30 protein-coding genes are annotated in these 23,045 nt (G+C 51.9%); 3 read left to right on the top strand and 27 right to left on the bottom strand.

From position 1 onward, the window contains the following. Positions 1-2: 2 nt before the first annotated feature. From LIZ87_RS05085 to LIZ87_RS05075, 3 genes are read left to right on the top strand one after another with little or no spacing between them, the layout of a single operon-like run. Positions 3-440 carry a helix-turn-helix domain-containing protein gene (locus LIZ87_RS05085; RefSeq protein ID WP_002593750.1) on the top strand — a complete coding sequence of 146 codons (438 nt, stop codon included), beginning with the start codon at positions 3-5 and terminating at the stop codon, positions 438-440. A 38-nt stretch (positions 441-478) separates the two neighbouring features. Next, complete coding sequence (locus LIZ87_RS05080; RefSeq protein WP_002593751.1) at positions 479-1,000, top strand: ImmA/IrrE family metallo-endopeptidase; 522 nt, start codon at positions 479-481, stop codon at positions 998-1,000. A gap of 11 nt (positions 1,001-1,011) precedes the next feature. After that, on the top strand, positions 1,012-1,596 hold the full coding sequence (locus LIZ87_RS05075; RefSeq protein WP_227145659.1) for a hypothetical protein: 585 nt from the start codon (positions 1,012-1,014) through the stop codon (positions 1,594-1,596). Positions 1,597-1,839: 243 nt separating this feature from the next. Here the strand turns inward: LIZ87_RS05075 and LIZ87_RS05070 are convergent, their stop codons facing one another. From LIZ87_RS05070 to LIZ87_RS04940, 27 genes are all read right to left on the bottom strand, one after another. After that, positions 1,840-2,718 carry a DUF4261 domain-containing protein gene (locus LIZ87_RS05070; protein WP_227145658.1) on the bottom strand — a complete coding sequence of 293 codons (879 nt, stop codon included), beginning with the start codon at positions 2,716-2,718 and terminating at the stop codon, positions 1,840-1,842. 12 nt (positions 2,719-2,730) lie between these two features. Next, on the bottom strand, positions 2,731-3,510 hold the full coding sequence (locus LIZ87_RS05065; protein WP_227145656.1) for a hypothetical protein: 780 nt from the start codon (positions 3,508-3,510) through the stop codon (positions 2,731-2,733). Between the two features lie 24 nt (positions 3,511-3,534). Continuing rightward, positions 3,535-3,840, bottom strand: a complete 306-nt coding sequence (locus tag LIZ87_RS05060; protein ID WP_227145654.1) for a barstar family protein — start codon at positions 3,838-3,840, stop codon at positions 3,535-3,537. Next, the gene (locus LIZ87_RS05055; RefSeq protein ID WP_227145652.1) at positions 3,831-4,181 is read right to left on the bottom strand and encodes a hypothetical protein; all 351 of its coding nucleotides are present in this window, start codon (positions 4,179-4,181) and stop codon (positions 3,831-3,833) included. The genes LIZ87_RS05060 and LIZ87_RS05055 overlap by 10 nt, the downstream gene beginning before the upstream one ends. Positions 4,182-4,232: 51 nt before the next feature. Next, positions 4,233-4,592, bottom strand: coding sequence for a hypothetical protein (locus tag LIZ87_RS05050; RefSeq protein WP_227145650.1), 360 nt, complete (start codon positions 4,590-4,592; stop codon positions 4,233-4,235). 68 nt (positions 4,593-4,660) lie between these two features. Beyond that, positions 4,661-4,975, bottom strand: a complete 315-nt coding sequence (locus tag LIZ87_RS05045; protein WP_227145648.1) for a hypothetical protein — start codon at positions 4,973-4,975, stop codon at positions 4,661-4,663. A gap of 20 nt (positions 4,976-4,995) precedes the next feature. Continuing rightward, complete coding sequence (locus LIZ87_RS05040) at positions 4,996-5,523, bottom strand: SF0329 family protein (protein WP_227145646.1); 528 nt, start codon at positions 5,521-5,523, stop codon at positions 4,996-4,998. Between the two features lie 283 nt (positions 5,524-5,806). Beyond that, a complete protein-coding gene (locus LIZ87_RS05035) occupies positions 5,807-6,085 on the bottom strand; it encodes an Imm32 family immunity protein (protein ID WP_040342499.1) in 279 nt (92 codons plus the stop codon). Positions 6,086-6,113: 28 nt separating this feature from the next. Further along, the gene (locus LIZ87_RS05030; protein WP_227145644.1) at positions 6,114-6,977 is read right to left on the bottom strand and encodes a CbrC family protein; all 864 of its coding nucleotides are present in this window, start codon (positions 6,975-6,977) and stop codon (positions 6,114-6,116) included. Positions 6,978-6,992: 15 nt separating this feature from the next. Then, positions 6,993-12,956: an immunity protein Imm33 domain-containing protein gene (locus LIZ87_RS05025; RefSeq protein ID WP_227145641.1), complete on the bottom strand. Its 5,964-nt coding sequence runs from the start codon at positions 12,954-12,956 to the stop codon at positions 6,993-6,995. Between the two features lie 42 nt (positions 12,957-12,998). Further along, positions 12,999-14,630, bottom strand: coding sequence for a formylglycine-generating enzyme family protein (locus LIZ87_RS05020; protein ID WP_227145639.1), 1,632 nt, complete (start codon positions 14,628-14,630; stop codon positions 12,999-13,001). Positions 14,631-14,639: 9 nt separating this feature from the next. Beyond that, positions 14,640-14,936: a hypothetical protein gene (locus LIZ87_RS05015; RefSeq protein WP_227145638.1), complete on the bottom strand. Its 297-nt coding sequence runs from the start codon at positions 14,934-14,936 to the stop codon at positions 14,640-14,642. A gap of 11 nt (positions 14,937-14,947) precedes the next feature. Next, the gene (locus LIZ87_RS05010) at positions 14,948-15,358 is read right to left on the bottom strand and encodes a DUF6966 domain-containing protein (protein WP_227145636.1); all 411 of its coding nucleotides are present in this window, start codon (positions 15,356-15,358) and stop codon (positions 14,948-14,950) included. A gap of 14 nt (positions 15,359-15,372) precedes the next feature. Continuing rightward, positions 15,373-16,065 carry a hypothetical protein gene (locus LIZ87_RS05005; protein ID WP_227145634.1) on the bottom strand — a complete coding sequence of 231 codons (693 nt, stop codon included), beginning with the start codon at positions 16,063-16,065 and terminating at the stop codon, positions 15,373-15,375. A gap of 10 nt (positions 16,066-16,075) precedes the next feature. Further along, positions 16,076-16,372 (bottom strand): DUF6881 domain-containing protein, encoded by a 297-nt coding sequence (locus LIZ87_RS05000; protein WP_178711340.1) that lies wholly within the window; start codon positions 16,370-16,372, stop codon positions 16,076-16,078. 10 nt (positions 16,373-16,382) lie between these two features. Continuing rightward, positions 16,383-16,646, bottom strand: a complete 264-nt coding sequence (locus tag LIZ87_RS04995; protein WP_003524806.1) for a hypothetical protein — start codon at positions 16,644-16,646, stop codon at positions 16,383-16,385. Next, positions 16,643-17,083 carry an Imm51 family immunity protein gene (locus LIZ87_RS04990; protein WP_178711341.1) on the bottom strand — a complete coding sequence of 147 codons (441 nt, stop codon included), beginning with the start codon at positions 17,081-17,083 and terminating at the stop codon, positions 16,643-16,645. Before LIZ87_RS04990 ends, LIZ87_RS04995 begins: the two co-directional genes overlap by 4 nt. Continuing rightward, entirely contained in the window at positions 17,080-17,394 is a 315-nt protein-coding gene (locus LIZ87_RS04985) for a hypothetical protein (protein ID WP_227145632.1), read from the bottom strand. Before LIZ87_RS04985 ends, LIZ87_RS04990 begins: the two co-directional genes overlap by 4 nt. Next, positions 17,382-18,251 (bottom strand): NADAR family protein, encoded by an 870-nt coding sequence (locus LIZ87_RS04980; protein WP_227145630.1) that lies wholly within the window; start codon positions 18,249-18,251, stop codon positions 17,382-17,384. The genes LIZ87_RS04985 and LIZ87_RS04980 overlap by 13 nt, the downstream gene beginning before the upstream one ends. A gap of 10 nt (positions 18,252-18,261) precedes the next feature. Then, the gene (locus LIZ87_RS04975; protein WP_227145628.1) at positions 18,262-18,861 is read right to left on the bottom strand and encodes a hypothetical protein; all 600 of its coding nucleotides are present in this window, start codon (positions 18,859-18,861) and stop codon (positions 18,262-18,264) included. Between the two features lie 71 nt (positions 18,862-18,932). Further along, positions 18,933-19,583: a hypothetical protein gene (locus LIZ87_RS04970; RefSeq protein ID WP_227145626.1), complete on the bottom strand. Its 651-nt coding sequence runs from the start codon at positions 19,581-19,583 to the stop codon at positions 18,933-18,935. A gap of 43 nt (positions 19,584-19,626) precedes the next feature. Next, positions 19,627-21,108, bottom strand: a complete 1,482-nt coding sequence (locus LIZ87_RS04965; protein WP_227145624.1) for a hypothetical protein — start codon at positions 21,106-21,108, stop codon at positions 19,627-19,629. Between the two features lie 18 nt (positions 21,109-21,126). Continuing rightward, positions 21,127-21,360: a hypothetical protein gene (locus tag LIZ87_RS04960; protein ID WP_227145622.1), complete on the bottom strand. Its 234-nt coding sequence runs from the start codon at positions 21,358-21,360 to the stop codon at positions 21,127-21,129. Positions 21,361-21,364: 4 nt separating this feature from the next. Continuing rightward, complete coding sequence (locus LIZ87_RS04955) at positions 21,365-21,571, bottom strand: hypothetical protein (RefSeq protein WP_227145620.1); 207 nt, start codon at positions 21,569-21,571, stop codon at positions 21,365-21,367. 5 nt (positions 21,572-21,576) lie between these two features. Beyond that, positions 21,577-21,903, bottom strand: coding sequence for a DUF5713 family protein (locus tag LIZ87_RS04950; RefSeq protein ID WP_227145619.1), 327 nt, complete (start codon positions 21,901-21,903; stop codon positions 21,577-21,579). Continuing rightward, complete coding sequence (locus LIZ87_RS04945; protein WP_227145617.1) at positions 21,890-22,183, bottom strand: hypothetical protein; 294 nt, start codon at positions 22,181-22,183, stop codon at positions 21,890-21,892. The genes LIZ87_RS04950 and LIZ87_RS04945 overlap by 14 nt, the downstream gene beginning before the upstream one ends. A gap of 4 nt (positions 22,184-22,187) precedes the next feature. Next, the gene (locus LIZ87_RS04940; protein ID WP_227145615.1) at positions 22,188-23,036 is read right to left on the bottom strand and encodes a YwqG family protein; all 849 of its coding nucleotides are present in this window, start codon (positions 23,034-23,036) and stop codon (positions 22,188-22,190) included. Between the last annotated feature and the right edge of the window lie 9 nt (positions 23,037-23,045).

The raw sequence follows: 23,045 nt of genomic DNA, 5'->3' as shown, positions 1-23,045 counted from the left end.
ACATGAAATCTTTTGGTGCTAAAGTTAAAGAACAACGCGGAAATCTTGGATTAAGTCAGAAACAATTAGCAGAAAAAGCCGGAATGGGTATCCGGACAATTACTTCTTATGAATTAGGCGAAAGAAAACCATACCAGGCACAGCTTTATAAACTGGCAAAGGCACTGGAGGTATCAACCGAGTATCTGCAGAACGATAACATAGAGGATCCATCTTACGGCTTAGACCGCATGGAATATGTAGAAGATATGAGAAAAAATAGCGGAACCAGGGAGGCGTTGGATCTACAGAAAATGCTGGCTGAGAACACAGCTCTTTTTGCAGGAGGCACTCTAAGCGAAGAAGCAAAAGATGCTTATTTTCAGGCAGTTGCCGAAGCATACTATGACTGTAAAAAAGCAGCCAGAAAAACCTTTGGCAAAAAGAAAAATCCACAATAATCTTCTCCCGTAATATAGTCCGAAAGGAGGGAGCTGTTTTGACTATTCAATCCATATCTGAAGAAGTCAGACGGATCCAGAAAAAATATGGTGAATCGGATCCATTCCGTCTGGCACAGGCAATGAAAATTATCGTGGTATTAAAACCGATGGGAAGATATAAAGGGTGCTGCAAAGGATTTTATGTTCAGCACCGCAGAATCAAACATATCACAATCAACAGCGATTTACCGGAAGTGATTCAACGGGTCATACTGGCTCATGAAATTGCTCACTCCGTGCTTCATACAAACATAACAGCTGCGTTTCATGAATTTACACTATTTGACGATACAGATCGGCAGGAATATGAAGCAAATCTCTTTGCTGCCGAACTGCTGTTATCCGATGACTGCGTATTAAATGCATTAAACGAAGACCAGTTTTTCTTTCAGGCGGCCAAAGCTCTTTATGTACCAGCAGAATTACTGGACTTTAAATTTCGTGTCATGAAACGTAAAGGTTATAAACTGGAGTCTCCCATCGTATCACATGGGAATTTTCTGAAAACAATTGAATAGGAGGACTACTGATGAACGAAGATACTATCCGCGATATATACTATGTAGAACATAAATGGAACCCCCATTTTTTCTATCTTTCCCCAAAATCATTTTGTCAGGATCTTGAAAAAAATGGCTCCGATCTATACCTTGACTTGTTCCATGCCATGTATCAGGAAGAGTCTGATTATATTTGTCCATATACGGAAAACGATTTTTCCCTTAGAAAAGAACTTTGCAACAATGGGACAACTATCATCTATCAGCTTATTACTCCATCTCCTATCCTCTCCCCTCTTACCCGGTGTGTCTATTTCTGCTGTCAATTAGATAAGCAGCAATATTTTTACTATACCTCTGAGCTAACACATACTGGTGATTATCTGCTATGCGGATGGACAAAGGATGAAGCACATCTCATTTTCCATTCAGATGCATCTACACTTGAGGAAGAACTGGAAGAAGTTAAAAAACTTTTTAAGGAGGTAGAACTATATGAGCGGTGTTCAGACAGACTGCAAGGTTTATGTAAACGTAAGAGCAGCCTTCCTTCCAGACGGAAAAATGCTTCCAGAAGAACTTACCTGGGAAGACGGAACGCCTTATACAATTGACCGCATTTTGAATGTGAAACCCTCTGTCGCAAGGAAAGCTGGAGGTCAGGGCGACTGTTATACAATTTTGGTAAACGGAAAGCAAAGCCATCTCTTTTTTGAACGCAGTACAAATTTAACGGGAGCTTATATAGGCCGGTGGTTTGTAGAACGAAAATCTTAACCAAAACCCTTATATAAAAAAGATAGCTGTCATTTTACGATATAATGTCAACTATCTTTTTTATATGGCATCATTTTATATTAACGCATTCCAGACGCACACTCTCCCATATTAATGTCCAGCACCCCTCTGGGCGGCTGGATCAGGGCGTCCTCATACTGGCACTTCCACTGAATCTCCCGGCACATCTGGCCATCCGCCACGCCGTCTATGGTTTCTCCATCCTGAATGGGGTTATCATGCTCCAATATGTACGATGCCACATTGTAGGCGTGGTTTACCACCCAGTTGGGGTCCATGCCGTGGAAGTGGTACTGGAGGTCGGGCAGGAACAGGGTGCTCATGCCCACCGTGTCGATGAGCATATCCTCGGTGCCCTCGATGTTGAAGAAACGGACATTGACGCCAAAGCGGATGAAGCGATCCGAGCCCTCGATCTGATGGGAACGCACATCCTCCGCCAGAAACAGCTTGCCGCAGTTCTGGAAATAGAACGCCTCACAGGTAGGATACAGCTCCGCCAGAGCCTCCAAAAAGTCGGCATCCAGGTTGGCACGCTCCAGCGCCGGAAGCGCCGCTGCCAGCATATCGGTGGCTACCACCTGATATTTGCACTCCCGGAAGATCCGCTCCCGGTCCTCCTGGCAGTCCCACATCTGGCTCATCAGGAAGGCATCAAAGCCTTTGCCCTTGAACTTATCGCATTTCATCACCATCAGCTGCACCGGGCATTTTCCGTCCTTGAACTCTGCAATATGCTCCTGTGCGGCAAAGCCGGCCATTTTCTTATCGTAACAGAAGCACTCTGTTGATCCGATGTGTTTCTCCATTACGGCAGTTATTTTTTCTTTATTCGGCATTTCTACCGGCTCTTTGAACAGCATCTGAATGAGATAGGGGCCTCCGAGCTGGGGACCTTTTTTGTCGTCCAGGTTTTGCTGGAAAACTTTATTGCTCATTTGGTTTCCTCCTTAATAATCCAGCAGGATGGGCACCTGCTGTTCCTCGGCAAACCGCATGGCCCGCCAGAACATGGAGAAGGCGAACTTGGCCAGGGATTGGGTGTCATACTGGGTGTGTTCCGGGATGTCTGCCTTGCTGTACTGCCCATCTGAGTCTACGGTTCCGTCTACCGGGTATCCCTCGGTGTCTGCCCAGCCAAGGATAGTGTCCTCATCGGCCTGCCACGCCAGCTGGTTCAGCTTTTCCAGCTCCTTCCGCAGTCCACCCAAGGTGGCGATAGCGGCGGTGTCATCGGTAGGCAAGGGCCCTTGGAACAGAAAGCTGTCGGAAAGAGGGAGCCACCAGGTAGCCCCCCGAAACAGGGACCACACCCGCTCCTCATCCGATGCAAGGCGGGCGACCAGAGGATGCTCCCCGAAGATCCAGTCCTTCTCCACGGTGAGAGGCACCGGCTCGCCGTATGTATGGCAGGCGGCTACCAGCAACATAGCGCCGAAGGCATCCCAATCCGGCTTGTCGGTGTAATAAGGTTTCTCATTATCTTCAAGCCAAGGAGCGTAGGGGGGCTGGCCCGGTTGAGAAATGGCGCTCAAGATCTGATCTCGCCAATTCTCAACCGCAGCCTGAACCTCAGCTGGGGACAGCTCCTCTTCGTTGTCAGCAATTTCTCCATCCGGCATGATCCGGTTGAAGGTATATCCGTTTTCCTCCGCCCACTGCTGAACAACAGTTTTCCAGTTGTGAGAATAGTACCGGGTCAGCGTCCCGGCGTAAATGTCAAGTCCCATAAGTTTTTCTCCTTTTCTGTTATGTCAAAGCCGTTCCAGGGTACAGTCGTGCCCGGAATGATCCGTATCCAAAATGATTTCTGTAATGGTGTCCATAGTCTCTTTTCCGAGATCGCGGACGCTTTTTTCATAGGCCAGCCACTTGATGCGGAGGGGCTGGCCATACTCATGCCGCCCAAAACCGCCTCGGAGAATGTCATTGAAGGCGTCCAGGTTTCGACCAATCTTCCAGTCTAAGCCGCAGGTAAACACCTGCTCCACCTCGTCATAAAAACCGGCCATGTTAGAAAAGCGGCGACCGTCAATGATAAACACCTCTCTCATGTCCATATAAACAGCTCCTTTAAGTCATATTTCTCCATGATCTTATTTTCCAAGGCTTCATAGGCATCCATATCCTCTGGCTGCGCTGGAATACCCCTTTGCCAATAACCGTTTCCATAGTAGAAAAACATAGCCCAGTAATAGGGCAACTCATGGCTGAATATCGCCACTCCCATGGCATCAGCCACTGGCTCTGCCAGCGGTGAGTGTTCCACTATCTGGGAGGATTCCTCATAGGAGATCCCCACCAGCTCCACCAGCAGGCGTTTCACCAGTTCGCAGAAGCTATACTGGTTGAATATGACCTGACCATCCTCATCTTTGAACACAAGTCCATCTCTCACCATAGTATTTCTCTCCGTTTCTTAACCTGCATCCTTGGCATGGACATAGGCCCGTCAAGTCATCTCATACAGCAGGGCAGCGTCGCCCTGCACCAGCTCCAGATGGGAGCGCAGCGTTTCCAGTCCGCTTTGCACCGCCTCGGTGGGCAGGTCCCAGTCCGGGGCAATTTCAGCGGCCAGTTCCGGGAGGTTCCGCTCCCGCAGAGCTGCCAGCAGTTTAGACGCCAGTTCTCCCTCCAGCATGGCGCAGTCCAAGGTGTCTTCTGTCTGGGGAACAGGAAATCGGACATCCAGATCCAGCTCGCTCTCACACCAGTCCCAGATGGCCATGTAGACCGCGCCGGAGCAGTCACCGTTGGACAGCTCCTGCCGCCGCCCGTCTTTGAGTAGATAAAAGGATGCGATCTGTGACATGGCAGTTCCTCCTGATCGTTATTCACATTATTACTAATAAGTCGAACAAAATTAGGGTATTGGATTAACTAATTACAATCAATGATAATACCAGCGTCTTTCGCCCATTGTTCGCTTTCATTAGCAGGCACCACAATAATTTGATTTTTCAATTGATATTTCCATCCTAATTTTATTGCATATTGTATCATTGTTGATACAACAGAAGGTTGATAGAAGTTAATAGCCCATGTAGCAATTCCCCAATTAAAAATCACCTCGATGTATGTTGATTTCAAACTATAACATCTGACTTTTACATGGGTAGCAGTCTCATTGACAATCCAAGAAAAAGCGTGACCATCTATAATAATTTTACGCTTCTTTTTTCTAAATACTTTCATGTTTTCTCCAGATATGTAGCTTATTGTAAGTGCTTTTTGCCTTTCATCAATCCTTCGGCCTGCAACCGGATCACATAGAAAGCCCGCACCCAGTCCAGTTCCTGCTCCATGGAGTCCTCCAAAGCCAGCAGGCGGCGCTTTCCCAGCCTGCGGTCCAGAAGGGCAAAGATGCGGACAAGGGGATTCTCACTGACGAGGCTTTTCTCAATGCTCTGGTTATCAAAGATCCCAAACGCCTCATAGAACACCTTTTGGTCAAAGGTGCCCTGCTCCAGCGCATAGGCATAAGCCTGGTTGATGGCCTCCTTTGCGGAGTCGCAATCTTTCAGCGTGGTGGACCGCAACTGATGAAATTTCGTCCACACATTTCCAAAATAGGTGTAGTAGTTGCTCCGCAGCACTTCCACACCGTCCACACGAATGGCTGCCCGGCCCTCATGGTCGGCACTTTTACTGTAACTGGTGGCAAAATACTGGATGTGGCCCCGGAGTGCCGGGCACAGGTAGTCACTTTCCAGTTTGTTTCGGATTCCGCTCCAGGTTGACATAGGTACTTGCCTCCTTTCTGAACTTGCTTCGGAATTTCATATCGGCGGGCGAAAGATTTCCAATCCCATAGCCCTCAATTTCTTTATTTTAGCAATCCATCTGTTTTTCATCACGAATTGGCGGAATAGTAAAGAAACTATCATCTATCTTTATTTGGGCATAAAGCATTCCGTTTGTATAACAATATCTATGCTTATTTCCTTTATGGACAGATCCATTATCATTTCACCTTTACTATCTGATTCCTTTTATCTGTGGCGGGGTTGAGAAAGTTTTTTTCAATCATGGTTTTGATTGTTCCTCCTTTCGGATCAGGATGCTTTTCCCCTCGGCGTTGATGCCATACAGGTCATCCAAATGGATATGAAATCCATCCTCACGAATGGTTTCCGCCATACCAAGAGCGGCTTTCGCCAATAGAAGCAGCCCCGCCCGGTTTCCCGTTAACTCCAATTCATTTCCGTCGGCATGAGTGGTAAAGGAGAGGTGAGCTTCCGGTTCCACTGGGAGGATGGGCAGTTGTTCATCATTCAGTTGAATGGTCAGCGTTTTAGTTTTCATTGCTTGTATCCTACCTTTTGAAAACTCCTCAATCAAAATCCATCCAGACCAGGTGCTTTCCGCAGTGGAGGCACTGGAACAGATAGCATTGCAGATGCCCGCCATTGACGGATTCCCGGATCATTCCCTTCTGCTCCTCGTCCCACATGGGGTCGTCCAGCACCTCCTCCAGCACACCCAGTGCCCGCAGTTCTCTGGCTCCCACATTACCCAAATAGGCGCAATAGTCACCACAATGGGCGCGCCAGTATTCCTGCTGCCAGCCGGAGTAGCCGGGGGTGCGGTGGATCAGCTCGTCCAGCTTCTCCGGATCGTCTACACCATCGTCCACAGAGAAATCATCTTGAAAACTACCGTCATATTTCCGGGCTGCTTCGCCGTTGGCGATGCACTCTGGGCACAGATATGCAATATCCTCCACAGCGTAAAAGGGGGCTGTATAGAAAATATGGGTCGTCTTGCCGCAGCAGTCGCAGACAACGCCGTCTGCGGATTCCTCAAAAGCCCCAGTTTCCAGAGGGTTTGGGTGATACCGGAAGGCGGGCAGGCCCAGCTGGGCCTGCCGTTCCTTCTCTTTCTGCTTTTCCTCCGGCGTTTTGGGCTTGGGGAGAGCATAATGATTGCCCCAGTTTTCCGCATAGTCCTTCAGCGTGCCCAGCCGCTTGAGGGTCTTTTTATCGGAACGATTTCCGATTTGGCAGAGCAGTTCATAGGCATCCTTCTTGAAGTCCAGTAGATCATACACATCCACCAGCACTTCCTTGGCCTGCTGATCCTCACTCTGCTCAAGTTCTTCCTTGAAGGTATATAGAGCGCGGACACTGTCCGGACCTTCATTGGTCGCAACAAACTGTTTTTTTAGTTCGATATAGGTTTTCTGATATTCTGTCATTGGTCGCACCTCCCATCAATCCCACCAGAAATACCAGACGGTGGACTGCCACAGGACATCTGCCAAGGAGCCAATGCTTCCATCCTCATTCTGATCCAAATCTGGGCAGAAACCATATTGCTCCACAGCCACCTCCATAGCTCTTTCCTTGGAGATCGGAGTTGGAAGTTCAAACTCCAATTCATCGTGGCTCATGGCGGCAGGGATGGCACCATGTTGCTCGAACCAGTATTTCGCCACTGCCATCAGGTCCGGTGTGTCGGGACACTCATTCCAATTTCCAAAGGGCAGGTAGGCGAAGATCTCCCAGGGGTTCTTTACCGGAATTTTAGCCAGAATGAGCGGATATGTCATTCCGGTATCATCGTTCCAATAGTTTGCGAAGCGGTCGTTGGGTTCTCCGCCCTCCATCTCGCCCAGGACTTCTTCCTCCCAGTCCAGATCATCGTCCTCGGCTTCTTCCTTGCGCTGGCCGGTCAATTCCTCCAAAACCGCCTTTCCGTCCTTGACGGGAGCGGAGAGCATCTTCTTCCGGTACTCCGTTACGGTTTTGAGGTCAAATTCATAGAAGTCCGCATCATGCTCCGGATCGGCGTTCATTACCAAACACTCCAACAGCGTTTCATCATCCGCCTGGATAAGCACGGGAACAAAGCCCTCCCGTACCCCCAGCCGCTGGGCGTAGCTGTATGCCGACATGATGGGGTCATCATCTGCCATGGATGGGAAATAGGTACACTCGCAGTCCAGATACTCCATGATGGCATGAGCCACTTCGGAAGGCTCCAGCGTGTCCTCGTCGAAGTCCTGTTCCTGCCAGTTTTCAAAGCGTTCCTCAATCACTTGAGCCATGGCCTGATAGTATTTCTCATCAAATGGGATGAATAAGTATGCCTCCTGTTGAAATTCATTGGAGTGGTACCGGGACGGACCAAAATATTTCAGGGCATAGTCATCAATGTCGGCAGGATAATAGGGCGCATCATTTTCTCCATAGTAATAATGGGCAAAGGCACGGCCTTTCTGATTGAACAGAGCCGAGAATAGACAGCCGAACAGCTCCTCCCGGATGAATGTTCGTAGGTCTGTGTTGCCTGGATCGGCTTTGACCTGATTTACCACTTCGCCATGCTCCGCCAGGAATTTCCCGCCCATCAGGTCGTGCTCCATACACCAGCGCAGGTAGATGGCCATGTGGTTATAAGCATTGATGGGGTCAATAGGCAGTTCCTTCTCCTCAATGCTCTCAATATGATAGGAAACATCATCCATTCCTATGCTGTCATCGTCATCCTCCGGATCTCCCTTTATAGGCTCGTAACCGATCTTCAGGGTCATCTGCTCCTCCGGCAGGGAGACGCCAGGACTGCGGGTGATGGTGTGCTTATCGTCTGCGGAAAAGCCGATGGTTTCGCCGTCTTGCAGTGTCACATCACACGCCAGCACATAGGAGGCAAGGCTGGCCAAAAAGTCCCGCAGATCCTCCGGCTCGGCGTCGGTGTTCAGTACCTCCATCTCCTCCTTGCCAAACACATCCATGCCGTAGGTGTAGCCGTTTAGGCCCCCCTCGCTCCGGTACAGGCCGAACCAGACCCAGTTGAAGATGGGCAGTTCGTCCTCTTTGAGCATATCGGCAAGGCCCTCATAGAAACGAGGCTCAAATACCACACCGCTGGTGTAGACACCGGTGGCGTATTTCTGCTTGCAGCATACTGCCATCGCCTTGGTGAACAGCTTACCGCGTTCCAGCAGTTTTTCCTCCTCGCCCAACACAGCCACCATGATATGGGCCTTGTGCGCTTTGGCCACTTCTACGGCCTCTGGCCACATATAGTTGTTTTCGGCGTTGATCTCCGCTTCACTGTCCGGGATGTGACCGTGGAAGAGTGTCACGATCAGCATCATTCCGCCGACCCGCATTACCACAGCGTCATCGCTGTTCTCATCGTCTTCGTCGCCCTCATCCGGCTCCTCATCTACGATGCCCCATTCTTCCCGCAGATCCCGAATCAACTGCTCCTTGTCCCACTCTGCTTTGGAGAGGAGCACAGATCCGGCAAAGGAGCCCTTACGGTCAGTTTCCTCCTCGTCGGCGTCATCCTCAAGATCCTCTACATCTTCATCCGGATCATACAGGGATTCATGATCCAGTCCGCGGATGAACTCCTCAAAGCTGTCTGCCAGATGGGTGATCTTGTAGTCGTTTTCCTGATCCACATGGACCACCGCAGGCTCTCCCTGGGGGCCGCAGGCACGGTAGTCCAGGAAAATCATATCGTGTCCGGCGCTTGGACAGTCGCAGATGGCCACGCCGATGGCAGGATACTCCCACTCATCGATCATAAACTGACTGCCCAGCTCTCCACAGAGGGAGCAGCTCTTTTCCCGTCCGATTCCGAAAATGCCGGTGATGGCCACATGATCATCTGACCAACAGGTAGGCTCATCGCAGGGATAGCAGGTGTTCACCGGAATGCCGCCGTTGTGCTGCTTCATCAGCCAGATGTAGGCGGCGGGCAGCTTGTAGCCCAGTTCCTCCTCCACGCTGGCAATCAGCTCATCGGAAGGCGGATCGCTGACATATTCTTTCAGTGCATACCAATTATCATCCCAGAAGTTGGTGAGGTCGAAGCCCTCAAATGGAGTATCACCGGGCACGAATTTGGCCTTCTTCTTCCGGCTGCGCTGACGTTTCCGAATCTCCGCCTTACACTCCCGAATTACCGCTGGGGCATTTTCGTCCTCCGGGTCCAGTTCCGCCCACCGCTGAGCGTAGGGAATGGCCTTTTCCTCCTGACCATAGAGATACTGATAGCCGTAGGCCATCCGCATATTCCACTCTGCCTTGTCCTGGCCTTCCTCCCGGACGGACTCCAGCACCTCAATGGCCCTCAGGAGGGCTTTGTCTCCCTTGGATTTCAAAGTACCTTCGTCATGGTCCCCGATGATGGCGTAGTTCTCCAGGGCACGGGCCAGGGCGTAGGCGGTGCGGTAGTTTCGCCAATCCTCCGGGATGGCATTCAGTGCCTGGATACAGCGGGTGTACTCGTCTTCGTCGTTCCACTGCTCCAGCTGAGCGAAGAATGCTTCGGCGTTCTGTTGGGTATAAGGAATATAGTCCATGCCCGTAAGCGTTTCATCCAACTCGTCATCCTGATTCTCAGTTTCTGGCCCATCATCTTGTTGCTTTAGGGGTACAGAACCGGCTTCACGGCGGAAGGTGTGGAAGATGGCCCATGGGATGTCCGTGCCTTCAAAGAACTCTTTCGCCATGTTCAGCGCCTCTCGGATGTCCCAGGCGATGAAGTCCACATAGCCACAGTAGAGGCCGGTGGCCCCGCCGGTGAGAGTGAGCACTTCCGATCCTTCATCAGTGGTAAACACTTCTTCCAGCTTGTCCCGGAAGTCGAAGATCTTCTGACTGCCTTCCTCCTCCCGCAGGGTATCCAGGGGATAGCAGAAGAAGCCCGCTACCGCGCCGTCGGCATGGAGATCGTCCATGAAGTCATTGTCGGCATTCAGATAGCCGTTGATGAGCGGCACACAGCAAGTGGAGCCCACCATGATATCCAACCGCCAATCGGCGTCGAGATCTTCATTGGGTTCCATTTTGTAGCCAAGATAGCTCTCCAGATAGGCTTCCGGGTCGGTGGAGAGCTCCAGGCCCTGCTCCCGCAGTTTGTCGGGCAGCTGGGACAGGAGGAAGGACGGCTCTGCCCTGGGTTCCTCCATCACATCGAAGCTGTCGATGTATCTCATGTGGGGGATCTCACCCAGCACCTGATCGGTGAGGGTGGTGAGCATCCACCAGGCCCGGCCTTCTTCCTCCTGGAGCATGGGCAGCAGCTTTTCACAGTAGGAGGAGATGGCGAAGCTGTTTTCACCCTGCTCCTCCAGCCAGAGCTGCACATCCTCCCCGGAGATGTCCCAGCCATCGTCGGTGCGCAGTCCGATGTTTTGGAGGGGCTGACGGCCCACAAGGATGTTCCAGTGTTCCAGCACCTCCTTGGGGGCGTGCTTCTGGAAGTAGACCAGCTCAAACAATTTGACCTTGTCGCCCTCTGGGGTAAGGATCAGCTCGTACTTCTCACCGTTAAAGCCCATTTCAAAGGAGATCTCATCAAAAACCAGATTCAGGGTTTCCTCCATTTGGGCCACGATCTCCGCGCCTCGGGTATGATCCTTGTCCTCGTCCATCATCCGGCGCAATTCTGCTTCCATCTCGGCAAAGGTTTCCCACCAGTTCTCTGTCCGCTCCCGGAAGCACTCCGAGAACTGGGGCAAGGTAATAAGACTCTCACAGGCATCAATGAGCTTTTGGGTATCTTCATCACCAGGAAGTTTCTCCAACGCCTTGCGGAAATAGGGCAATGCCCGGCCCTCCTGATCCAGATAGTAATAGGAATAGCCCATACGGAAGTTCCAACGGTAGTCTTCTGCAAAGTAGTCTGCATGGGGTTTCAGCAAGGAAAGAGCCTTCTGATACAGTTCCCGATCCTCTGGAACAGCCAGGTTGTTGTAGGCGCGGGCCAGTTCACTGTCCATCTCAGGGGTATGCTCCTCGACAGGGATAGCCTCCAGCGCGTCAATGATCTTCTGGTATTGCCCCTTTTCATGCCACTTCTGGCACTGCTGCAAAATGTCCATATCCTGGTCCTCCTCATCCTGTTCCGGTTTCCAGTCTTTGATCTGCTGGAACACGCCGTTCTCATCCCGCTCAAAGGCGCAGGGGGCGGGGGTGTTCAGCAGAGGAATGATGTCGGGATCGTCGTTGCAGATTGTGTTCAGCTTGTAGATCCCGGCATTGTTGGGGTCGTCCATGTACGCCTCGCTCTCGTCACCAGCGGTGAAGCGCCAGCCGCTGTCCCAGTCGCCGTCCGGCTCCTCCCGGTAGCAGTAGCCCACCTTGCAGCCCTCCACCGTGATGCGGCCCGTAGCGATGCAGCCATCGGCACCCTCCCAGTCAGGGAGCAAATGTTTCACATCCTCCGCTTTCACATGGTAGTTACGGTTACGGCCGGAGGCTTCGTACAGCTCCTTCCGCAGCGCCTCCACATCCCGAGCCATCTCCTGTATCTCCTCGTCATCCATCATTTCGTGGAGATCATAGGATAGAGGATTCCCAGCAAAGTCCGCAAGGGTTCTGTCCATGGCCTCGTGTTCCTCTGGCGTGGCGGTGATTCGGATACGGCGGGAAGGAGTGTTGTACTCGTCCAGATCGTGGAGGTTCACACCGCCACTGACGCTGCACTCCAACAGGATGGCGGCCAGATCGGTGACCACATCAATGGCGAAGTGAAAGTCCATCTCCACGCCACCCGAGTGGGTGAATTCCAGGTACTCCACGGTCTGGTGGAAATCCCAGTCCTGCTTGTCCAGACCGATTTTGGTAAAAATCTCGCTGAGGGGGATTTCGTCTTTCTTCTGGTCTTCCAGAAACGCCACAAGGTTCAGACTGTCATCGGAACCGCCAATAAAGTTGCCCCAGTATTTTTTGATATACATTTTCCGCACCTCCTGTTCTGAATCCAGTCGATCAATGAGCTGATTCAAGTGTTCCAACCACGCAGGAGCGATCTCACCGCTGTCCTCGTTCTTCCAAAGATCCACAATCTCACGGATGCCGTCCTCGTCCGGCACCTCGTTTTTGATGTCGGTGAGCTGCCGCAGCAGGAAGGCAAGGGCTTCTTTGGATGCTGTGAAACCAGTGACTTTATCCCATATAGCTTCTTCATGATCGTAGTCCAGCTTGCTGTTATCCTTCCATTGGAAATACAGTTCTGCCAGAGCCATCGCAGTATTGTCAAAGAGGAAGTCGATTTGTGAGAAGTCAGATCCCAGCATGACCTCCTCTTTCATCAGTTCGATCATCTCACCCAGATCCATTACCGGATGCTCCGGTACATATTCATTTTTGAGGATGTCCAGTACATCCAGCCCTTCGTCGCGCTCTAATGCTTTTATGCCCCATGCTCCCATGTCGGCACCTCTCTTTCTTTATTTTGTATCAAGCTTCTATTGTCAATCATAGTTCTCCAGCCGAATGATAGGCCGATAAAAGTCATAATCTCCGTTTAGTTCATTGTCCTCCTGCACTTCCGGCTTACAGTGGGGCGAACAGGGTAGGAAACCGAGAAATGGGCCCAGCCCACCGCAGATATTGCATCCGCCATCGCCGCCGCAGGTGGTAAGCCTATCAGCCTGCACCACTTCCCGCATATAGGGATCGTAGGCGATAGACAGGCCGAAGAAGTTGGGTTCCTCCATGTCATAAGGCCGGTTCTCATCCTCATCCATATCCTCAAACCAGCGCAGACGCATGGAGTAGTCTAACCCATCTCCCCATGGGAACAGGGTCCGACACCCTCCGCCGCACAGGTAGGCCCACTCGTCCGCCGTGGGCAGGGAGAAGCCCTGTTTTTGCAGCCGGTTTTGAAAGTCCAGATAGTCCACCTCGTGATAGAGGCTGACCTGCCAGCTGTCACCATCCCGTTCGAAACGGGCACGACCTGCCAGAGTAAGACTGTCCCTGTCGGTCAAAGCGAATTGGCGAAAATCTTCCAACCATTCCGAGCGCAGTCGTGGGTCCTCCAGTTTGACTGGCTCCCAGTTAATTTCCTCCAGCTCCCGGCCTGCCAGCATGGAACCGATGGCCACTTGCCGGACAGGAGCCATACTCTCTCCAATGAGTTCTACCGGGTCCTGCTCCATTTCCCATTCCCGGAACAGATACTCCAATTCCTCCCGGCTCTCCTGGTTCAGCCCTACGGCAAACTGCTCCCAGCCCAGGGTGACGGTATCGCCGGGAACAAAGACAAACTCCCGACCATCTTTCTCGAATATGCCGGTGGTGCAGCTCTGGCCCCAGCGGTCAAAGGTATGTAGACCGAGAAAGGTCATATCATAACGAGCAGCCAGGCTTTCCATCAGCGCCTGCTTCTCGGTGGTATCCATTTGATTGAATTGGGGACGGGACAGTTTTTCGTTCATGGCAAGTCCTCCTTCGATTCGTTTTGCGTGTTCCAGCAGATAGCTCCGACCATCCTGCTTGGCCCGTTCCAAGTATTGTGGAAGCAGGTCGGAATGGATGGCATCCAGTGAGACCAGAACGGCGATCCGTTGGTATTCCTGAAGTTCAGGAGAGTAACAGTTGCGCTCCCAAAACAGCGGAGCGAACTGTTCCACACAGTCAGGACGCAGAGCGGGCATCGCCAAAAGCGCCCGACGGCTCACATATTCATTGGGGTCCTTTGCGAAATCCAGAATTATATCCCTGACTTCCTGACTACATGAGCATTCCGGCAGATAGGCGGCAAACTGCCACTTGGCTTCATTCTCATTAGATGCTGTGGCCCTGCGGCAGAGGCACTCAAACCATTTGGGATGGGAAGTGGTTTCCTGTATAAACCCCTCCGCTTCGTTGGCCCTGGCAATCAAATAGACCATCTCATCCAGCAGGACGCTGTCTGCCGTTTCTGCATCCATCTGGTTCAGCACATGGCAAAAGGCATCAAATATATCATTCCATGCATGATAATCAACCTCCCACACACCGCCAATCTCCTCGGTGGTTTTTCCGGGATAAGTGATTTCCTGCCACTGATGAAATTTTCCTGCCTGCTCCAGCAGACACTCCCTGATGTCCTTTGCCATACGCTTACCTCACGATTCTTTGCACCATTTCTCCACTTTGTCATTCTGAGATGCCCGTTCTACACTGCGAACCGCCTCTGTCAACAGCGCAGGAAGTTGATCCCTATCTGCCGTTTCATACCGCTTGACCGGATGCGCCCAGTCAAAATCCCGAATGACAAGAATGATATATCTGTCCTGATACCAGCCCATATCCAACAAAAATCCGTTTGGATATTCCACTTGCAGCATATCTTCTTTTTGTGTGTCATCCAGAAAGGTGACCGTTCCGGTGCCAAAATCCACCTTGCGCCACGCTTGAACCATCATTTATCCTCCTACAGCTTATCCCAATTTTCCTGCAAATCGCCCTGCATCAAGTGCTGGGCAATGGCTTGGTTCAGTTCCTTGCGGCAATAATAATCTTCCTGCTCCATGCCGCGAACGCATTCCTCCATCAACGCCTCCGGAGAAACTCCTTCCCGTTTGTTATAAAGGTGACCGAAAGTATAGCACACTGATTTGAGAAAGCCAAAAATATAGTCGTGATTTCCGCACATACTGGGCAGATCATTGAACGAGCCCATGCCGCCGTATGCCCGAAGATGGTGGGCAACCTCACGGCGCTGGGTCCAGTCCTGAATATCCCTCTCCAGCCAGTCGATCCAGTTTTGGAATTCTGGGTGATCAGCCCATAAAATCAGGCGCAGGCAAGACAGAGCCTCTGTATAAATATCTGTCTGTTTCATCAGATTCCTCCTAACTATTCTCCGAAATGTTCCAGATACAATTCCCGCACGGAATAGGGGCCTACAAGGGTTGTTTCCTGTCTGCCATCCCAGGAATACACATGAATTTTGCCCTCGTCCCCAATGTACTGCTGCTCCTCAAAGGATGCAGGGAAGGGGAAGCTTTCTACCACGCTCCAGTCGATCTTGGGTTTCAGCCCATCAAACTCCTCGCGCTTGAGCCTTTTGAAGTTGAACACCAATGCTGCCCCGATCCCATCGAACAGTAAGTTTGCGTATTCTCTGGGGGTGATGCTCTCGCTTACATTGGCAGCGTCAACATTGACATCCAGAACCTTGTTGCCGCAGTTTGTCCAGATTTTATCGGGAGAGAACCAGGTGGTGCGTTCCTCGGCGTCTGCAAAATCCTCACGGGGATACCATCCGTTGGCACTGTCCGGCTTGACGCCTTCCCGAAGCGGCCCGTTGTACGGGGAAAGCGGATAATATCGGTGCCGCACCGGATCAAATCGGTGAAACGAAATTTTCAGCAGATACCTATGCTTTTCGCTGCGCATGAGCTTATGGGGCTTCACGATATGTTCTTCGATCAAACTCCAAATGTACTCATCCACACGGATGGATACACGGGGACGGTCGAATAGTGTGATTTTGTTGGTGTCTGTATCCACATTGAGCCAGACGCGATTGATCTCAACCATTGTCATTCCTCGCTTTTCAAAACGCTCCGCTATAAAATCGGCTTTCCCAGATGACCTCAAATTCCGCTTTCTCTATGACGCAGGCGTGGAATTCCTCGCCCCAGACATGGGTATTCAATTCCTCCACGGTGGGGACGGGCGTGATTTCAATAGCTCCGTCGTAAAGGTCAGGTATGTTGTGGGTGTGACCGTCCATAAAGATGTCAATGGAGCGGAGAGCCAGCCGCTCATTTCCTGTATCCACTTCATAGAGGATCACCGACGGTTCTCCCTCCGGTGCGCCCTCCCAAAAGAGTTTGATGTACTCGATCATTCCGTTTCCCTCATTTGAACCAATGCCACCCCGTCATGGTGCCGGTTACCTCATCTATCTGTACCGCAATATCATAATTGCCACGACAGCCCAGCAAAGCTGTAGGATGGTCGTTTTCCAGAATCAAATCATAAAACTCAACCGCTATGTCTTGAAATTCCTTCGGAATCTCCAGTGCAGAGAAGAAATCCACTGATTGAGCATTTTGGAAAAATTCAATGGCCGTTTTACTGCATTTTACTATAATCCCTGTTTGAGTGGTCAACTCTTTCATGCTTTCGCAACCTCGCTCATGTTCAGATACATCCCCATCGTTTTTTCATTGTCACAAGCCGCCCGGATCATTTTGGACAGCAGCATCAAATCGTCGATGTACTGGGAGTACACGCAGAACACATCTTCGTCGGAGTCGAAGTGAAACAGATCCACGCCGCTGTTATTTTCCTCGAACTCCTGGATCACGCCCCGGACAAGCTGCTCCCAGTCCTCGCTGCTGCCGGTCAGTCCCAACCGTCGGAATTCATCTGTCCGGAATCCGTCGCTGATCTTTAGCAGAAGGGAGATCGCATAGGGGTGGTGGGGAACGAGAAAGAATGGCGCGATCTGCTCCGGCTTCACCCAAATTTTGAAGGGCGGGCGCGGGTCTGGTATCCAGGGCAAGATTTCCCATTCGTCCTCCGGTCGGTTTCCGTATTGGCAAAGGTCTTTCATGGCTTCACCGCCTGTTCAAGTTTCTTTCTGCATTTCTCAATGTGGGCTTGCTTGGCGGCCATGATCTCCCGCACCGACTCTGTCTTCATCTGCAATAGAAGCGCAATCTTCTCAGCAGGCATCCCGTCCGCTGCCAGCATACAGAGAATTTCCTTCTGTGCGGAGGCTTTTCCAGCAGCAAAACCAGTATCATAGTCGTGAGACAGCAGGGCAAAGAATTGCTCCGGTGTCAGAGTGGAAATCAGTTCCTGCTCCCCGTGATAGATCCTGCTGCGGAGCATTTCCAGTTCATAAAGTTTCATTTCTGCCATACTGTACTCCAATCGCAAAGCATTTCATTCTGTGTCACCCGACGCAGCTCGTCCCGCACCTCCATCAGCGCAAAGCCCAGCAGGTTTTGTCCACGCCACTTCATGGGGTCCTGGGCCTCCGGGGAGCTGGCCGCGAGGCGGATACCCCAGATGGCATCGTAGGGGCTGGCCTCCACCAGCACGCTGTCCCCGGTGGAAAGCAAAAACTCCCGCAGTTCGCGGTTCTGGCTGAATTTGTGCCAGTTGCCAAGCAGCACGATGGCGTACTTGAACTTGTCCCATACCTTCTGATCAAAGCCCCGCACCTTGCGGCCCAGGGCCTTGATCTGCTTTTGGTCGTTGCATTTCAAAATCTGGTCCCGGATCTCTTTGTCACCGAACAGCTCGGCCTTTGCAGCCATCATATACTGCTCCATATAGAGGTAGGAGTCAGCCGTCGTATAGAAGTCCTCCATCCACCACTGGCTGAGGCAGCTTTTTGTCAGCTGGCCGTCCTCGGCAGGTTGATGGCCCCAGAACAGGCACAGCTCTCGCGTTCTCCCCACAACAAACTCCTGCTGGAGCCACTGGCGGGTGTACTTTGGCTGGCCCTCTGGCTGCCACACCTCCACAAAGAAGTCGCCGTGCTCCAACACCTCACTGCTGTCCTCGTCATCCCACCAGCCCTTCCAGGTCACCGGCTCAGGAAAGAGGGTGCGGTATTCCGCCCGTTCCTCCGGGGAGAGGGTGTCCAGCCAATCGCCAAATCGATATATGTAATCCTCCCCATAGCCCATGCGCCAGCCAATGGAGTATCGCTCGATCTCCCGGTGGGCCAGCCACGGGGGAGGCATGATTTTCTTATTTTGTAGTGCCATATTGTTTTCCTCATTTCTCTTGCAGCTTCTTCAGCAGTTTTACGATCCGCTCCCGGTTCTTTGCGGTTTTCATAAAGGTGGGGAGATGGTCGGCCTGGGTCATTTTCGCTCTTCCCGGCGGCTTTTCCCGCAGATCGGCACTGAGATAGTTGATCAGATAGGCAAGATGCTCCCGGTTGAGGGCCCAGACCGCTTTGCCCTGGAATGAGGTCAAAAACCACAGCTCCAGGCCGAAATAAGGTTCTCGTCCGCCCTGAATATCAGCAATGTAGGAGAAAGCCTCCGCTGTTTTATGAACTTCTCCCGACATGGTTGTCCCACAATAGGGGCAGGCCACATGGAGAACGGAAAAGTGCTGCCTTGCCTCATCTTCAATATCCACCCGGTAGTATCTGCCGCAGTTTTTGCATTGGTTATGGACATCATAGCGGTAGATCGTCCGGTCCTGCGCCATCCGGTGACCGCAGCTCAGGCACCGGAAATGGGCGTTATCCTCATCCGCTGTCACCACACCTGCGCCATGGCACTTGGGGCATTTTACCTGGATGCCGGTGGTGAGGGCGCTGTAGGCACTATATGTAAAGTAGGGTTCATCAACGATTCGGCTCATATAGCGCAACCTTTCTTCTGAGAACATTGTATCATTTTTAAAGTCCTATAAAGTTCCAGACAATGTGGATTTTAGTCTGGAATGGTGATTTCGCTGACTTGTGCCCCAAAGCCTTCCAAGAACAGTTGAACGTTTTCGGGGGAGTCAGGGGAGAAGCTGTCACAGAGAATCGGAACACCTGTGACCAATACGGCACCGTCCTGTCCGACCACAAAGGAAACCATGACTGGAGCGGCATTTTCATAGGTGTAGAGGTAGAGGGTGTTTTCAGTCAGGCCATCGCAGACAAAGGTGTCCGAAACGGTACAGATGCTGGCAGCAGCTAAGGTTTCTGCACCGTCCATGGCATTGATCTGGTTGGCTGTGGCACTCTGGATGGCGGCATGGATGCGCTTCTGCAAAGATTCAGAAAAGCCGGACAGGTCGGTCTGGCCGATGAGACTGGTGAAAGCCTGATCGGAAAACTGGATTTCATAGACGGCTTTGGGCTGGGAGAAGTCCCCCTGACCAGCGTTTGACAAAATTTCTCTCACAGCGGTGTCGCCTGTAAAGAAGGAAACCCAGGCTTCGCTTTGGACTGCTTCATTCATTTCAGATACCAGTGCAAGGCCCTGACTGTAAAGTTCTGAAGCGGGGGCGGATGTGGTTTTGCTGTTACAGGCCCCCAAAAAAAGGAGAGCCGACAGAGATATCGCTGGAACAAGAATTTTAAGATGTTTCATATTCTATACCTCCCAATAACAGGACTCATTTTGTGTAGATACTTCAAAAATCACGAAGCTCATCAAACTTCTCGATTAGGGCATCCTTCTGGAGAGTGTTACCCGGCAGGGCATCCAGGATACCCCGCAGGGCCATGTAAATTTCATCCCGTTCCTCGGTTTCGATAAAGCCCATCTTGTTGAAGGTCTGGGTGTAGGCAACCACGGCTTCCAGTGCCTGAGCCTGGGCATCCTCGCCCGGCTCAGCGGCCAGCTTCATCAACTGGGAACGAGTCTTTCGGTATTGATTTGCTGCCTTTTTCGCAGCAGAAGCAGGGATATGCTCCGCGCCGTCCCAGCCCCGGAATGGATTGTCCAGGTTTTGCGCCAGCCACTCTGGTTTCCGGGGCTTGGTGATCCGCAGGTTCATTCCCGGCTTGCTTTTCCAGAGCTGTTTTGCCGCTTTTGCCGCCGTCTCCGGCAGGCTGGTCATCCAGAACCAGCGAAGCTCCAGCATTTGTTCCGGGGTGGGGATGTCGTTCGCACCGAAACCGAACAGGTCGAAGGTGGAGAGGTTCGTCAGTTCCCGGAAACCTCCCACGGCGGAGAAGTTCCCCAGGTTTCCCGGCGCGCCCCAGAGCCTCAGTTCCTTCAGGTGGGGATGAACAGCAGTCAGTCCGGTCAAATCAAAGTCCTTCAGCTCGATGCCATGCAGCCCCCATAGGTTCGGCAGTTCCGTGTGCGGGCGGTATTCCCCGATAAATTGGAGGGTCAAACCGCTGCCATCTTCGGGGGCATGGATGGTGCAATCGTCCGGCCCCCTGTTCTGAAACAGGAGCTGCTCTGTTTCCTCACCCAGCCACAGTTCCTCCAGCCCGGTCATGTCCAGCATCAGCTTTCTGATGCTGGTGCCCCGCAGATCCAGTGTCCTCTGGCCGTGATTCAGCAAAGTCAGTTCATCAACGAAGGGGTTTTCTCGCAAAAACTCCAGCAGATCCGGGTGCCACCGCTCACAGATGAGGTCGGAGAGGCAGGGCAGCGCCTTCAGTTCCAGCGCCGAATCGAATGGTGCGTACTGGTCCATCACCCGATGGCTGTTGACCTTTAGCGGGATGCCGCCGATCTCCGTTTGCTCGTCGCTCTCCATGGCCTCCTTGAAGGCCCGCCGCCGTTCCTCCGGAATGGCCTGCCACCGGATCTGGAGGTACACATCATAGCCGTCACTCCAGCCGCCGTAGGAGCGGCAGGGCTGGTCGGTGAAGGGCGGCAGGGTACCCACCAGCGTGTACTGTGGCGGGATTTCCACCGGCACCCGCAGCAAATGAAGGTCACGGGGCCTGTACATAAAGTCCTTATAGAGCGGGCGGAGATGGGGCAGTTCCTCTGCGGTCAGAGGGGCGTCACCCACCCAGTCCAGAGAGAGGACCACCGCCCAGGGTTCCTTGCTCACCGAGTCCGGCGGCGCAATATAGGCCACCTGGCAGGCGGTGTAGCGTTTCAGATATTGATTGTAAACGGTATAGACCTCTCCGGCATTGGCTTTCATGGGTTTACACCCCTTTCATCATTCTTTCTCTAAATAAAATCCCCACACGCAGTTGGAGAACTCTCCGGCGGCAAAGCGGTGAATCTGCCCGTCAATCTCCACCTGCCAGACCTCAAAAGTATGGTTTTGGTGATAAATCGGGTCTTGGACTTTTACCCGCTTGCCAGTGGTTTTCCAATCATAGTCAAAGATATTCACACCGAACAATTTGCATTGACCGTCCGGGCCAAAGGTTTCATATTCCCAAGCCATATTTTCAGTTCCCTTTCAGCGACTGGATATACGCGCCCTCCGAGCCGTCCCAATAGCAGTTCACACACCGGCCATTCTGGAAATGATGGTCACAATTCGGGTAGCCATAGAGAACATGGGCGCATTCCGGGCACAGTCCCATCATCTGTGAGGAGCCTTTGAAAAACAGGCTGCCGCACTCATCACAAACGGCCAGTTCTTTTTCTGCCATAGGGATCACCAGTCCCGTTCCCGGATGGCCTCCTCGGTGTCAATGGGGATATTGAACCATTCCAGAATGTAGGCCACATTTTCCGCAATGCATTCCCGTGCCACAGTTTCGATCTCGCTGTCGTTCTCGTCAAACTCCTCCTGAAGATCATTGATGCCGCAGACTGCCTCGTCCAGCGTTTCCTGTATCACTTCGGTGTCGGTTTCGCCGCTCTCCAGCAGGTCGATGACCTTCTGAAGCTCGTCCTTTACCTTGTCTACCAGAAAAGCAGGATAGTAATCGTCCTGATACATCTCGTCCAGCAGTTTATAATTGGGGTCAAATGTTTTCATAGGGATTGCTCCTTTCTTCGTGCTCGGCAGTCATGCTCAACTCGATCTCATCGTCGCTGTAAATTAAGTAGAGCCCATAAGGGGCCTTTCTATCGAAATGCAGTTCAATGTCATGATATTTGAGGATCAAAGGTTTCGCGTTGCTTCTCATGGTGGAAACGGCATCGGGATTCCCGAAGATTTCTATGACCTCATCCTGCGATATTCCGAATTTCAGCGGTGAAATGTCCCGAGGATTCTGCAATATTTGATTGCGCCAAATAGTAAAGTCCTGTTTCATATTTTTAATAGCACTGGAGGATCAGCCAGATCCGGTCAAAGCGGCGGGCGGCCAGGTCCTCTTTGGTAATGTAGAAATAGATGTGCCCGCAGTCTCCGAACATCAGCTCAAAGTCTCCAAGCTCCACGATATCCAGCTGGAACAGCAACATCCAGCGGTCACGGGCCGTTTCTTCCGCCCGCTGACGGACCTCCTTGGGGATATTGAGCCAGCCGTTGCCCAGATAGTAGCCCTGAGTCACCAGGTCGCACTCGTCAAACATGCTGTTCTGGATCACATCGGGCCAGCCCAGCAGCTGGGAGCGATCATCCGGGTTCTCGGGGTCCTCGCCAGTCAGTTCATCCAAAGCATCGTTGAAAGCGTCGTCATCCTTTTCATCCGGGAACATCTCGCTGAAGTCCTGCCAGGAAGGATAGGAGGTCTTGGCATCCAGCTTGATCTTGACCATGGGAAACTTGAAATCCTCTCCCATATCCGCTGGGAAGTCAGCGGCGGACAGCGCGGACATGTCCTCAAACCAATAGACGCGGGCACAGCCCTTGTCATTGGGGTCATAGCCCCAGCACTGGGTATCCGTTTCATAGAAGAAGGAGAGCAGACCGTGATCGGGCAGAAGATGCTCTTTGTCAAACTGGGCCAGCTCCTCACAGTTGAACTGGGCCAGGAAAGTGAGAGGACGATCTTTTACCACATGGTCATAGCTCTCGCCCTCATAAGTAGGCCAAACGAAGTCCGGGGGCACATCCGGCTTTCCGCCGAAGCGGGTGGCGCCCAGCTTATATTTTTCTTTCTTAGCAATTTTCAACACAATGCTGTTTTTGCCCAACGACTCCAGTTTTTCTTTCATATTCATAACATTTTC

Origin of the sequence: Lacrimispora sp. 210928-DFI.3.58 (assembly GCF_020554865.1) — a bacterium.
GTDB lineage: Bacteria > Bacillota > Clostridia > Lachnospirales > Lachnospiraceae > Enterocloster.
The sequence above is the reverse complement of the archived record's forward strand: the minus strand, read 5'-3'. Positions and strand labels throughout refer to the sequence as shown.

What these genes read in the sequence shown, in the direction of transcription:
- LIZ87_RS05085 (WP_002593750.1), top strand. Translation starts at nt 3, where the DNA reads ATGAAATCTTTTGGTGCTAAAGTTAAAGAACAACGCGGAAATCTTGGA.
- LIZ87_RS05075 (WP_227145659.1), top strand. Translation starts at nt 1,012, where the DNA reads ATGAACGAAGATACTATCCGCGATATATACTATGTAGAACATAAATGG.
- LIZ87_RS05070 (WP_227145658.1), bottom strand. Translation starts at nt 2,718, where the DNA reads ATGAGCAATAAAGTTTTCCAGCAAAACCTGGACGACAAAAAAGGTCCC.
- LIZ87_RS05065 (WP_227145656.1), bottom strand. Translation starts at nt 3,510, where the DNA reads ATGGGACTTGACATTTACGCCGGGACGCTGACCCGGTACTATTCTCAC.
- LIZ87_RS05060 (WP_227145654.1), bottom strand. Translation starts at nt 3,840, where the DNA reads ATGGACATGAGAGAGGTGTTTATCATTGACGGTCGCCGCTTTTCTAAC.
- LIZ87_RS05055 (WP_227145652.1), bottom strand. Translation starts at nt 4,181, where the DNA reads ATGGTGAGAGATGGACTTGTGTTCAAAGATGAGGATGGTCAGGTCATA.
- LIZ87_RS05050 (WP_227145650.1), bottom strand. Translation starts at nt 4,592, where the DNA reads ATGTCACAGATCGCATCCTTTTATCTACTCAAAGACGGGCGGCGGCAG.
- LIZ87_RS05045 (WP_227145648.1), bottom strand. Translation starts at nt 4,975, where the DNA reads ATGAAAGTATTTAGAAAAAAGAAGCGTAAAATTATTATAGATGGTCAC.
- LIZ87_RS05040 (WP_227145646.1), bottom strand. Translation starts at nt 5,523, where the DNA reads ATGTCAACCTGGAGCGGAATCCGAAACAAACTGGAAAGTGACTACCTG.
- LIZ87_RS05035 (WP_040342499.1), bottom strand. Translation starts at nt 6,085, where the DNA reads ATGAAAACTAAAACGCTGACCATTCAACTGAATGATGAACAACTGCCC.
- LIZ87_RS05030 (WP_227145644.1), bottom strand. Translation starts at nt 6,977, where the DNA reads ATGACAGAATATCAGAAAACCTATATCGAACTAAAAAAACAGTTTGTT.
- LIZ87_RS05025 (WP_227145641.1), bottom strand. Translation starts at nt 12,956, where the DNA reads ATGGGAGCATGGGGCATAAAAGCATTAGAGCGCGACGAAGGGCTGGAT.
- LIZ87_RS05020 (WP_227145639.1), bottom strand. Translation starts at nt 14,630, where the DNA reads ATGGCAAAGGACATCAGGGAGTGTCTGCTGGAGCAGGCAGGAAAATTT.
- LIZ87_RS05015 (WP_227145638.1), bottom strand. Translation starts at nt 14,936, where the DNA reads ATGGTTCAAGCGTGGCGCAAGGTGGATTTTGGCACCGGAACGGTCACC.
- LIZ87_RS05010 (WP_227145636.1), bottom strand. Translation starts at nt 15,358, where the DNA reads ATGAAACAGACAGATATTTATACAGAGGCTCTGTCTTGCCTGCGCCTG.
- LIZ87_RS05005 (WP_227145634.1), bottom strand. Translation starts at nt 16,065, where the DNA reads ATGACAATGGTTGAGATCAATCGCGTCTGGCTCAATGTGGATACAGAC.
- LIZ87_RS05000 (WP_178711340.1), bottom strand. Translation starts at nt 16,372, where the DNA reads ATGATCGAGTACATCAAACTCTTTTGGGAGGGCGCACCGGAGGGAGAA.
- LIZ87_RS04995 (WP_003524806.1), bottom strand. Translation starts at nt 16,646, where the DNA reads ATGAAAGAGTTGACCACTCAAACAGGGATTATAGTAAAATGCAGTAAA.
- LIZ87_RS04990 (WP_178711341.1), bottom strand. Translation starts at nt 17,083, where the DNA reads ATGAAAGACCTTTGCCAATACGGAAACCGACCGGAGGACGAATGGGAA.
- LIZ87_RS04985 (WP_227145632.1), bottom strand. Translation starts at nt 17,394, where the DNA reads ATGGCAGAAATGAAACTTTATGAACTGGAAATGCTCCGCAGCAGGATC.
- LIZ87_RS04980 (WP_227145630.1), bottom strand. Translation starts at nt 18,251, where the DNA reads ATGGCACTACAAAATAAGAAAATCATGCCTCCCCCGTGGCTGGCCCAC.
- LIZ87_RS04975 (WP_227145628.1), bottom strand. Translation starts at nt 18,861, where the DNA reads ATGAGCCGAATCGTTGATGAACCCTACTTTACATATAGTGCCTACAGC.
- LIZ87_RS04970 (WP_227145626.1), bottom strand. Translation starts at nt 19,583, where the DNA reads ATGAAACATCTTAAAATTCTTGTTCCAGCGATATCTCTGTCGGCTCTC.
- LIZ87_RS04965 (WP_227145624.1), bottom strand. Translation starts at nt 21,108, where the DNA reads ATGAAAGCCAATGCCGGAGAGGTCTATACCGTTTACAATCAATATCTG.
- LIZ87_RS04960 (WP_227145622.1), bottom strand. Translation starts at nt 21,360, where the DNA reads ATGGCTTGGGAATATGAAACCTTTGGCCCGGACGGTCAATGCAAATTG.
- LIZ87_RS04955 (WP_227145620.1), bottom strand. Translation starts at nt 21,571, where the DNA reads ATGGCAGAAAAAGAACTGGCCGTTTGTGATGAGTGCGGCAGCCTGTTT.
- LIZ87_RS04950 (WP_227145619.1), bottom strand. Translation starts at nt 21,903, where the DNA reads ATGAAAACATTTGACCCCAATTATAAACTGCTGGACGAGATGTATCAG.
- LIZ87_RS04945 (WP_227145617.1), bottom strand. Translation starts at nt 22,183, where the DNA reads ATGAAACAGGACTTTACTATTTGGCGCAATCAAATATTGCAGAATCCT.
- LIZ87_RS04940 (WP_227145615.1), bottom strand. Translation starts at nt 23,036, where the DNA reads ATGAATATGAAAGAAAAACTGGAGTCGTTGGGCAAAAACAGCATTGTG.